Here is an 11,847-nt window from a genome sequence, read left to right as displayed (position 1 = left end):
CATGAGTGCCGAGTTGCTCACAGGGCTTCTTATTATACGGTTATTTAGCGTCTTCTTTTTTTGCTAATGCTTTCATTGCTTTTTCAACACCCGCACCATATTCAGGATGGACTTTCTTAAATAGGGCAATCTGACGTTTTTGAGTGTCTTTACTTGCTTGAATTAACTCACCTGCAATACGAGCAAACATACGTTGGTGCTCCTCATCACTCAGTAATTCATACAGAGCACGAGGTTGACTGAAGTAATCTTCATCTTCACGATGGTTCCAATGATCAGCCGCGCCTTCGATAGATAATGGTGGCTCTTTGAAATTAGGCTGTTCTTGGAACATACCGCCATTATTTGGCTCATAGGTAATACCGCTGCCACTATTGCCATCAACACGCATTGCACCATCACGATGATAATTATGGAATGGGCATTGTGGCGCATTAACAGGGATCTGATGATGGTTAACACCTAAACGATAACGATGTGCATCACCATAAGAGAATAGGCGACCTTGTAACATTTTATCAGGAGAGAAACCAATACCCGGAACAATGTTCGCAGGGCTAAATGCTGCTTGCTCTACATCAGAGAAATAGTTCTCAGGGTTACGATTTAATTCAAAATAACCTACATCGATTAATGGATAATCCGCATGAGGCCAAACTTTCGTTAAATCAAAAGGATTATAAGGAACTTTAGAGGCTTCTTTTTCTGGCATCACTTGAATTTGTAAATTCCAACGAGGGAAATCACCGCGCTCAATAGCATCAAATAAGTCACGTTGTGAGCTTTCTCTGTCTTGACCTACTAGTAATTGCGCTTCATCATCCATCAGATTTTTAATGCCTTGTTGGCAACGGAAATGAAACTTAACCCAAAAACGCTCGTTATCTTTATTAATAAAACTATAAGTGTGACTACCAAAACCATGAATAAAGCGATAGCTTTGCGGTAAACCACGGTCACTCATATCAATGGTTAACTGGTGTAAAGCTTCTGGTAAATGAGAGAAAAAATCCCATTTATATGCCATATTGCGTAGGTTAGTTTTAGGATCACGTTTTACAACGTGGTTTAAGTCAGGGAATTTCAAGGCATCACGAAGATAGAAAACAGGGGTGTTGTTACCCACCATATCCCAGTTACCTTCTTCGGTATAAAATTTTAACGCAAAGCCACGAATATCACGTTCGGCGTCTGCTGCACCTCGTTCACCCGCAACAGTAGAAAAGCGAGCAAACATGTCTGTTTTTTTACCCACTTTAGAGAATATTTTAGCACGAGTATATTTTGTAATATCGTGAGTCACTTTGAATGTACCAAAAGCACCAGAGCCTTTTGCGTGCATACGTCTTTCAGGAATAACTTCACGATCAAAGTGAGCAAGTTTTTCTAGAAACCAGACATCTTGAAGCAACATAGGGCCACGAGGACCTGCTGTCATAGAGTTATTATTGTCTACAACCGGCGCACCAGACGCTGTTGTTAGCTTTTTCTTTTCCATCACATATCTCCAGTTTATGAAATAATGAACGTTCTAAAAAATAGCATGTGTGAATAAAACGAAGCGAACAGCCTTATACTTATTATGGTTAATATTGACTGCAATTCCACTTTAGCAATAATAAACCCATTAATAAAACCAATTAGACCAATAACATTGATAGATGTAACTTATTTACATAGATTGAAAATTCTACAGATTAGCTTTCAATTTTAGCTAAAGTGGTTTAATAAATTTGTTGTATAATTATAAGTTAGGACAATTATTTGCTGGAGTAATAACAATGAAAAAATATTTATTGGTCGGCGCTGTAAGTGCGTTATTTATGGCTGGTAATGCAAATGCAGTATCAATGAATATTCAAGCGGGTAAACATTACACTGATGTTCGTGCGGGTTTAGGCAATCCTAACGCAGGGCTATCTTTTAATGGTAACTGGGCGCGTAGTGATCATGATGGTCAGATGGGCAGCCTAGGGACAAAATTTGCATTACCATTAGGACCTTTTTCAGCGAGCGTTGGAGGTAAAGCACTCTATTTATCACCAAAAAATGGCGATGATGGTGCTGCACTAGCTGGTGGTGTTGGTTTAAACTGGAATGTACTCCCTTCATTGAATGTTTATGGTGAAGCTTATGCTTCTCCTGAAGGATTAACCTCTGGCAGCAAGTCTTATTATGAAGCCGATGTGGGCGCTCAATTAACGGTCTTTAAACCACTGCATGTTAATGCGGGTTACCGTGTGATTGAAATCGAAAACTCACATAATAGAAGTAATAATAAAATTGCTGATGGTTTCTATGTTGGCGCGGGTTTAAGCTTCTAATCTAGAAAAAGCAGATAAGATCAAATAAAAAGCAGGTGTTGAAAAATCAGCACCTGCTTTTTTGTTGTTGATATAAGTGAGTATTTAGCCGACCTGTGGTAATAAACCAAAGGTGATAGCGATTTGAATACCAATAACCACTAAGCCACAAATAAACACAACGGCCAATGTACCTTTCCCACCTTTAACTTTGTATTTATCAGCACCGTTTTGTTCTTGTCTGACTTTCCATACTAATAAAGCCGGTAACAGTAGCGCTAAAATTGACAATGCAATAGCGGCATAGGCTAAGGCTTGCACAAAGTTAGGAAAATAAAGCGCACAGAGTAAAGGTGGCACAAAGGTTAATAGGCTTGATTGCATACGACCAGTTGCACGATTACTGCGTTTAAATAGGTCAGCAAGGTAATCAAATAGACCTAATGCAACACCAAGAAATGAGGTGGCTAATGCTAGCGCAGCAAATAGGTTTACCGCAATATTCACGCGAGGTGTAGCAACAACATCACGAATAGCAGTCAGTAAGCCATTTAATCCAGATTGTTGCGCCATAATCCCCATAAATGTGTTTGTTGGGATGGCGCCTAATGTGGCAATTTGCCATAAAATATAAGCAACAAGCGGAATGGCACTACCAATAATAAAGATAATACGTAGCTTTTTAATATCACCGTTCATGTAACTTACAATACTTGGCACGCTACCGTGGAAACCAAATGAGGTAAAGATAACAGGAATAGCAGAAAGAATAAGCCCATATGCCACAGGCATTGAGGTTAAGTTTACTGATTCAACGTGAGGTAACATCACAATCAGCATAAATATGAGGAAGAAAACTTTTGCGGTAAACAATAAACGGTTAATCATATCAACCGATGTTGTACCAATTCCTACCACAGCACCACCAATTACTGTAAAGATAATGATACCTTGTGTGACAGAAAGCTCATGACCAATCCAAGACGAGAGTGTGGATGAGAGCAGTTCACCGGCACCACTAATATAAGCCGTTGTTAGTGCATACATTAATAGCAATAGTGCGAGTCCAGTGATCACTTGACCACCGATACCAAGATAGCGTTTTGCAATAGAGCCAAGACCAGTATGAGGATCATTGTATTGATAAACTTCCACCAGCAGTAATGCGGTATAACTCATTAATAGCCATAAGCCAACGAGCAATAGCAACATAGTGCTAAAACCAATACCCACAGCAGCCAGCGGCATTGCCAGCATACCAGCCCCGATTGTTGTTCCTGCAACAATAAAAACACTGCCTATAGTGCGATTCTTCACAAGATCCTCTGTTCACTAGACTATTTTATTTACTTGGAAAGCAGAGTATAAGAATGGTAAATTTCTGTCAAATTTTAATTACGTATAGTGTAATGATTAGTTTACAAAAAGGATTTTGTGAATAAAAAAACGCCAATCATAAATATGAGTTGGCGCTTTAAGAGAAATGTTTATAGGCGCGTTAATCGTCAAGCTCTACCATTCGTCTTATTTGATCACGATTAATTTGTTTAATTTGCCCTGTTTCTGAATCTTTGTAGGTAATTAATCCAGTTGCTTCATCTTCTTGGGGTTTATCTGTCGTTAAAATTGTTTCCCCATTTACTGTTTCTATTTTTTGTGGGCTTGAACAGCCTGCGACAAGCAGAATTGATGTAGAAATAGCAACGGCTGAGAAAATAGACTTTAATTTCATAATGCTTTTCCTTTTTTTATCGTGTTAATTTAACCTTAGTCAAAATTGAACAAGAGTGTTAGAAAAAAGCAAAAATTAAGATAATTCAAATTATTCAGAGCAAATTTCTATTTCTATATCACTAATGGGATGACAGCTACAGGGGAGTATTTCATCGGCTTGGATAAACGCTAAAGGTTCATTGCGATAACATACTTTGCCTTTCACTAAACGTAGACGACAAGAGCCACAATAGCCTTCACGACATTGGTATTCGACTTGGACTTTCCCATGTTCTAATGCATCAAGCAAAGAAGGGTGAGTGTCAGTATGAAATTCTAAAAGTGTTGAAAGACCCTGCTGATGCAGGGTCACTTTATGAGATGCCATAACGTATCGGTGTTATTTCTCAGTATTACAGTTCAAAGTTACTTAAGTCATCAGTATCAACTTGTGAATCGATTTGACCCACGAGGTAAGAACTGACTTCAACTTCTTGAGGTGCAACTTGAACGTTGTCAGACACTAACCATGCATTGATCCATGGAATAGGGTTAGAGCGTGCTTTAAATGGTAATTTAAGACCCACAGCTTGCATGCGAATATTGGTAATATATTCAACATATTGGCAAAGGATATCTTTATTTAAACCAATCATAGAGCCTTCAGAGAATAGGTATTCCGCCCACTCTTTTTCTTGCTCTGCTGCTTCAACAAACAGGTCATAACACTCTTGTTCACATTCAGCCGCAATTTCAGCCATTTCAGGATCATCTTGACCTGAACGCAGTAAATTCAGCATGTGCTGTGTTCCGGTTAAATGTAACGCTTCATCACGAGCAATTAATCGAATGATTTTAGCATTACCTTCCATTAATTCACGCTCCGCAAAGGCAAATGAACAGGCAAAGCTAACGTAGAAACGAATCGCTTCTAGTGCGTTGACGCTCATTAAACACAGATAAAGCTGTTTCTTTAATTTACGTAATGTGACATGAACCGTTTTACCTTTAACCTGATGGTCGCCTTCTCCATACATGTGATAAAGGTTTGTCAGCTTGATTAACTCATCATAATAAGAAGAAATATCACGCGCACGTTTTAAAATTTCTTCATTTTCAACGATGTCATCAAATACAATAGACGGATCGTTAACAATATTACGAATAATATGAGTATAAGAGCGTGAGTGAATGGTTTCAGAGAATGACCATGTTTCAACCCATGTCTCTAACTCTGGGATTGAAATCAAAGGTAAGAATGCCACGTTAGGGCTTCTTCCTTGAATCGAATCCAACAGTGTTTGATATTTTAAATTACTAATAAAAATATGTTTTTCATGATCAGGTAACGCATTATAGTCAATACGATCACGAGAAACGTCCACTTCTTCTGGACGCCAGAAGAAGGAGAGTTGTTTTTCAATTAGCTTTTCAAAAATAGGATATTTTTGCTGATCATAACGCGCTACGTTAACAGGCTGCCCAAAAAACATTGGCTCCTGAAGTTGATCATTTTTAACTTGTGAAAAAGTAGTATAAGACATAGCTTCCTCAATTAAATTTTACACGCGCCGCCTTCACAATCTGAATCTTCCGTCTCAACGACTTCTTCCAGATCACCCTGTACATCGTCTGCACCGTCACGGGTATTGTGATAATAAAGTGTTTTCACGCCATATTTGTAAGCGAGCAGCAAATCTTTTAGCAGTTGGTTCATTGGAACCTTACCGCTAGGGAAACGAGTAGGATCGTAGTTAGTGTTTGCTGAAATTGCTTGGTCAACGAATTTTTGCATAATGCCCACTAACTGCAAGTAACCTTCAATACTTGGCATTTGCCACAGTAATTCATAAGCGCCTTTCAAACGCTCATACTCAGGAACCACTTGACGTAAAATACCGTCTTTAGAGGCTTTAATACTGATATAACCACGCGGTGGCTCGATACCATTTGTTGCATTCGAAATCTGTGAAGAGGTTTCTGATGGCATCAGTGCAGACAGTGTTGAGTTACGTAAACCGTGCTCTTTAATGTCTTTACGTAAACCTTCCCAATCGTAATGCAGTGGCTCTTTTGTCAGCACATCCAATGATTTTTTATAGGTATCAATAGGTAAAATACCTTCAGCGTAAGTGGTTTCATTAAACCATGGGCATGCGCCTTGTTCTTTCGCTAATTCATTAGAGGCTTTTAATAAATAGTATTGAATTGCTTCAAATGCACGATGGGTTAAGTTATTTGCACTACCATCAGAGTAGCGAACACCGTGTTTTGCTAAATAATAAGCAAAGTTAATAACACCAATACCTAAGGTACGGCGACCCATTGCACCTTGTTTTGCCGCTAAGATTGGATAATCTTGGTAATCTAACAATGCATCCAATGAACGAACGGCTAAACGAGCAAGTTCTTCTAAATCATCAAGATTTTCAATTGCGCCTAAGTTAAACGCAGATAACGTACACAGTGCAATTTCACCATTAGGATCTTTAATATCATTTAATGGTTTAGTTGGCAGTGCAATTTCTAAGCATAAGTTTGATTGGCGAATTGGTGCAATAGCCGGATCAAATGGGCTATGAGTATTACAATGGTCAACGTTCTGAATGTAAATACGGCCAGTTGAGGCACGTTCTTGCATCATTAATGAGAATAACTCAACCGCTTTAACTTGTTTTTGGCGGATGCTCTTATCTTTCTCATATTGCACATATAAACGTTCAAATTCATCTTGATCAGCAAAGAACGCATCATATAAACCTGGAACATCAGAAGGGCTGAATAAAGTAATATCCTGACCTTTGATTAAACGTTCATACATTAATTTGTTTAACTGAACGCCGTAATCTAAATGGCGAACACGGTTATCATCAACACCACGGTTATTTTTCAGTACCAGCAGGCTTTCAACTTCTAAATGCCATAATGGGTAGAATAAGGTTGCTGCACCACCACGAACACCACCTTGCGAGCATGATTTTACCGCAGTTTGGAAGTGTTTATAGAATGGGATACAGCCTGTGTGGAATGCTTCACCATTACGAATAGCACTACCTAATGCACGAATACGACCGGCATTAATACCAATACCTGCACGTTGAGAAACATATTTCACAATGGCACTTGATGTTGCATTGATAGAATCAAGGCTGTCGTCGCACTCAATTAAAACACAAGAACTAAATTGACGAGTTGGTGTTCTTACACCCGCCATGATTGGCGTTGGTAATGAGATTTTAAAAGTTGAAATCGCATTATAGAAACGTTCGATATAGTCCATACGCGTTGCTTGTGGATAACGAGAGAACAAGCAAGCTGCAACTAAAACATATAAGAACTGTGCGCTTTCGTAAATTTCACCAGTAATACGGTTTTGAACGAAGTATTTGCCTTCTAATTGTTTAACCGCAGCGTAGGAGAAATTCATATCACGTTGATGAACAATAAAGTTATTCATCTGTTCGAACTCTTCTTGTGTGTAATCTTCAAGAAGATGGCGATCGTATTTGCCTAAATCGACTAATTTTTTAACGTGATCATACAGTGCTGGTGGCTCAAATTGGCCATACGCTTTTTTACGTAAATTAAATACGGCAAGACGGGCAGCGAGATACTGATAATCAGGCGTTTCACCAGAGATTAAGTCTGCAGCAGCTTTTACCAGCGTTTCATGGATATCAGCAGTTTTGATACCATCATAAAACTGAATCTGAGAACGTAATTCAACTTGAGATACAGAGACATTTTCTAGACCTTCAGCGGCCCAGGCGATAACACGGTGAATTTTGTCTAAGTCAATGCGTTCTTTATGACCATCACGTTTTGTGACGAGCAGGCTGTGATTCATGAGCGATGCACCTTTCTTGCATTAGTGTTACCTGAAATTTTATACCGCAAAAAAACGCTCCCGATGACAATTAGTGTCAAGGAGTCTTGTGGTGTGAAATTTAAGGAAACACAATATATAGGGGTTGGTTCAAATGGTGATAACAAGATAAAGGTAATTGAGAGATTGATCAAGTGTACAAATCTGATTGTTTCTGTGGATAAATAGGGGATAAATTTTTTAACAACTGCCTGTACCCTGCATAAATACAGGCAGTAAGAAACACAAATTCAAGTGACAATGATGTAAAGTCAATTTTAAAAAATGTGATCGTTTGATGTTTTATTAAACCAAATCAAACTTTCAGTTTCATGAATTCGAGTTATGTGTCGATTGTGTGTGCACCATATAATTCACATCAACATTTGGCGCTAATCGGAATTTGTCGGTGATTGGGTTATAATGTAAACCAATCATATTTTTGCTGCGTAAATCGGTTTCATCGACCCAACTCAGTAATTCTGATGGGCGAATAAACTTATTAGCATCATGTGTGCCTTTAGGTACCATATTCAGAATATACTCCGCACCTACGACCAGCATTAGCCACGCTTTTTTATTGCGATTGATGGTTGAGAAGAAAACATGCCCACCCGGTTTTACCAATTTTGCACAGGCTCTTACAACAGAAGATGGGTCAGGAACGTGCTCTAACATCTCCATACAGGTAACGACGTCGTAAGCTTGTGGGTTTTCATTTGCATGGTTTTCAACAGTATCTTGAATGTAAGTGACAGGAATACCTGATTCCAGCGAGTGCAAACGTGCGACTTGTAATGGTTCTGTTCCCATATCAAGACCCGTCACTTCAGCTCCCGTACATGCCATACTTTCAGACAAAATACCGCCACCACAACCGACATCTAGGACTTTTTTTCCAAATAGGCCGTCTGCGCGTTCTTGAATATAGTTGAGTCTTAGTGGGTTGATGCGGTGTAATGGCTTAAATTCACCTTCAAGATCCCACCACCGTGATGCGACGCTTTCAAACTTGTCGATTTCATGCTGATCCACGTTAGCATGTAAAGAGGTTGTTTTATCATTCATCAGAAAGTATTACTCCTATTTTCATATTGCCATGATTCTACCAACGTTAGACGGTGAAATCGAAGAGAATAGCGAAAGGATCATTAATTTAGTTGTTTCCTTTTTCCAAAAATTGGCGATTTGTGGTATAGTTCTAAACCTTTGAATCCGTAGTATGAGGGACAGTGGCTCCATGAGCGACATTGCCAGAGAAATCACACCAGTTAATATCGAAGAAGAGCTAAAAAGCTCATATTTGGATTATGCGATGTCTGTTATTGTAGGACGCGCATTACCCGATGTTCGAGACGGACTGAAGCCAGTACACCGCCGAGTGCTTTTCGCGATGAATGTACTAGGAAACGATTGGAATAAACCTTATAAAAAATCAGCCCGTGTTGTTGGGGATGTTATCGGTAAATATCACCCGCACGGGGACAGTGCTGTTTATGAAACGATTGTTCGTTTAGCACAGCCTTTTTCTATGCGTTACATGTTGGTTGACGGGCAGGGTAACTTCGGGTCAGTTGATGGTGACTCGGCGGCTGCAATGCGTTATACCGAAGTTCGTATGGCGAAAATCGCCCATGAACTGCTGGCGGATTTGGAAAAAGAAACGGTTGATTTTGTTCCTAACTATGATGGAACAGAACATATTCCGGCAGTAATGCCAACCCGTATTCCAAACTTGCTAGTCAATGGTTCTTCAGGGATTGCGGTAGGGATGGCAACAAATATTCCTCCACATAACCTAGGCGAAGTTATCGACGGCTGCCTTGCTTACGTTGATAACGAAGACATCACGATTGAAGAGCTGATGGAACATATTACGGGGCCTGATTTCCCGACTGCCGCTATTATTAATGGTCGCAGAGGAATTTTAGATGCTTACCGTACTGGTCGCGGAAAAATCTATATCCGTGCTCAGGCTGATATCGAAACTGATGAGAAAACAGGTCGCGAAACGATTATCGTGACAGAAATTCCTTATCAGGTGAATAAAGCTCGCTTAATTGAAAAAATTGCAGAGCTTGTTAAAGATAAGCGTATAGAAGGTATTAGCGGCTTACGTGACGAGTCTGATAAAGACGGTATGCGTATTGTCGTTGAAATCAAACGTGATGCTGTGGGTGAAGTGGTATTAAATCACTTATTCTCACAAACACAAATGCAGGTTTCTTTTGGTATTAATATGGTTGCGCTTCACCAAGGGCAGCCAAAATTATTAAATTTAAAAGAAATTATCTCTGCCTTTATTCGTCATCGTCGTGAAGTTGTTACTCGTCGTACGATTTACGAATTACGCAAAGCACGCGACCGCGCGCATATCTTAGAAGCACTGGCTGTTGCTTTGGCGAACATTGACCCAGTTATTGAAATGATCCGTCAAGCACCAAATCCAGCAGAAGCAAAAGCGGCGTTAATTGCACAACCTTGGGATTTAGGTAGCGTTTCTACCATGTTAGAGCGTGCTGGCGACAGCAATGTTGCTCGTCCTGAATGGTTAGAGCCACAATATGGCGTGCATGACGGTAAGTACTATCTAACAGAGCAACAAGCTCAAGCTATTTTGGATCTGCGCTTGCAGAAACTGACAGGTCTTGAACATGAAAAACTGTTAGATGAATATCGTGAGTTATTACTCCAAATTGCTGAGCTATTGCATATCTTAAGAAGCCCTGAGCGTCTGATGGAAGTCATTCGTGAAGAGCTAAATGCGATTAAAGATCAATATAACGATCCTCGTCGTACTGAGATCACTGAAAATACAGCAGATATTAATATCGAAGACTTGATCAATGAAGAAAATGTTGTTGTGACACTTTCTCATCAAGGTTACGTTAAATATCAGCCACTTACTGATTACGAAGCACAGCGTCGTGGCGGTAAAGGTAAATCAGCAGCAAGAATTAAAGAAGAAGACTTTATCGATCGTCTATTGGTGGCTAACACCCATGACACGATTTTATGCTTCTCAAGCCGTGGTCGTCTCTACTGGATGAAAGTTTACCAGTTACCAGAAGCAAGTCGCGGCGCTCGTGGTCGTCCAATTATCAACTTATTACCTCTTGAGCAAAATGAACGTATTACCGCTATTTTGCCAGTAAGAGAGTATGAAGAAGGTAAGTTTGTCTTTATGGCAACCGCAAGCGGAACTGTGAAGAAAACACCTCTGCAAGATTTCAGCCGTCCTCGTAGTGCAGGTATCATTGCCGTTAATTTAAATGAAGGCGATGAGTTAATCGGTGTTGATTTAACCGATAGCACTAACGAAGTTATGTTGTTCTCTGCGGATGGTAAAGTGGTTCGCTTCGCAGAAGATTGTGTTCGCCCAATGGGTCGTACTGCGACAGGTGTTCGTGGCATGAAACTCAGCGATGACGATAAAGTGGTTTCACTTATTATTCCTCGCGGTGATGGTGATATCTTAACTGTTACTGAAAATGGTTATGGTAAACGTACTGCTCAAGGCGAATATCCAACGAAGAATCGTGCAACACAAGGCGTTATCTCCATTAAAGTTAGTGAGCGTAACGGTAAAGTTGTTGGCGCAATTCAAGTTGAAGAAACTGACCAAATTATGATGATCACGAATGCGGGTACGTTAGTTCGTACACGAGTTTCAGAAGTCAGCATTGTTGGACGTAATACACAAGGTGTTACCTTAATTCGTACAACAGAAGGTGAATTGGTTGTTGGCTTGCAACGTGTTGAAGATGAAGACGATGCATTAGATGATGATGAAGTTAATGAGGTTATTAACGAAGAGTTATCGGAAGCGCCAGATCCAGATTTAGCAGATGATGCGGACGAAGAATAGTATTTATCATTATTGTGATGTATAAATAAATGAAAGCAGGCATAATTGCCTGCTTTTTTTATGAGGTAGGATCAGTGCATCATCAGAAATAATTATCC

The 11,847-nt window shown here is 39.7% G+C and carries 9 protein-coding genes; 2 read left to right on the top strand and 7 right to left on the bottom strand.

The window, feature by feature from the left end:
- Positions 1 to 40: 40 nt before the first annotated feature.
- On the bottom strand, positions 41 to 1,498 hold the full coding sequence (locus BTA34_RS10375) for a catalase (protein WP_151435560.1): 1,458 nt from the start codon (positions 1,496 to 1,498) through the stop codon (positions 41 to 43).
- A gap of 283 nt (positions 1,499 to 1,781) precedes the next feature.
- On the opposite strand from BTA34_RS10375, the gene BTA34_RS10370 reads away from it, so the two are divergent.
- A complete protein-coding gene (locus BTA34_RS10370) occupies positions 1,782 to 2,324 on the top strand; it encodes a YfaZ family outer membrane protein (protein WP_151435559.1) in 543 nt (180 codons plus the stop codon).
- Between the two features lie 84 nt (positions 2,325 to 2,408).
- Here BTA34_RS10370 and tyrP read toward each other — a convergent pair whose 3' ends face one another.
- The 6 genes from tyrP to ubiG form a co-directional block, all read right to left on the bottom strand.
- Positions 2,409 to 3,620, bottom strand: a complete 1,212-nt coding sequence (gene tyrP / locus BTA34_RS10365; RefSeq protein WP_151435558.1) for a tyrosine transporter TyrP — start codon at positions 3,618 to 3,620, stop codon at positions 2,409 to 2,411.
- Between the two features lie 181 nt (positions 3,621 to 3,801).
- On the bottom strand, positions 3,802 to 4,035 hold the full coding sequence (locus BTA34_RS10360; RefSeq protein ID WP_151435557.1) for a YgdI/YgdR family lipoprotein: 234 nt from the start codon (positions 4,033 to 4,035) through the stop codon (positions 3,802 to 3,804).
- A gap of 90 nt (positions 4,036 to 4,125) precedes the next feature.
- Positions 4,126 to 4,404: a class I ribonucleotide reductase maintenance protein YfaE gene (gene yfaE, locus BTA34_RS10355; protein ID WP_151435556.1), complete on the bottom strand. Its 279-nt coding sequence runs from the start codon at positions 4,402 to 4,404 to the stop codon at positions 4,126 to 4,128.
- A gap of 25 nt (positions 4,405 to 4,429) precedes the next feature.
- The gene (nrdB, locus tag BTA34_RS10350; RefSeq protein WP_151435555.1) at positions 4,430 to 5,560 is read right to left on the bottom strand and encodes a class Ia ribonucleoside-diphosphate reductase subunit beta; all 1,131 of its coding nucleotides are present in this window, start codon (positions 5,558 to 5,560) and stop codon (positions 4,430 to 4,432) included.
- A gap of 11 nt (positions 5,561 to 5,571) precedes the next feature.
- Positions 5,572 to 7,863 carry a class 1a ribonucleoside-diphosphate reductase subunit alpha gene (gene nrdA, locus BTA34_RS10345; protein ID WP_151435554.1) on the bottom strand — a complete coding sequence of 764 codons (2,292 nt, stop codon included), beginning with the start codon at positions 7,861 to 7,863 and terminating at the stop codon, positions 5,572 to 5,574.
- A gap of 348 nt (positions 7,864 to 8,211) precedes the next feature.
- Positions 8,212 to 8,949: a bifunctional 2-polyprenyl-6-hydroxyphenol methylase/3-demethylubiquinol 3-O-methyltransferase UbiG gene (gene ubiG, locus BTA34_RS10335; protein WP_151435553.1), complete on the bottom strand. Its 738-nt coding sequence runs from the start codon at positions 8,947 to 8,949 to the stop codon at positions 8,212 to 8,214.
- A 172-nt stretch (positions 8,950 to 9,121) separates the two neighbouring features.
- On the opposite strand from ubiG, the gene gyrA reads away from it, so the two are divergent.
- A complete protein-coding gene (gene gyrA / locus BTA34_RS10330; protein WP_151435552.1) occupies positions 9,122 to 11,749 on the top strand; it encodes a DNA topoisomerase (ATP-hydrolyzing) subunit A in 2,628 nt (875 codons plus the stop codon).
- Positions 11,750 to 11,847: the final 98 nt, after the last annotated feature.

It is taken from the genome of Proteus sp. CD3 (assembly GCF_008808075.1).
In the GTDB taxonomy this organism is placed as follows: Bacteria; Pseudomonadota; Gammaproteobacteria; order Enterobacterales; family Enterobacteriaceae; genus Proteus; species Proteus appendicitidis.
Note: the sequence above shows the minus strand (reverse complement) of the source record. Positions and strands in the feature narration are given on the sequence as shown.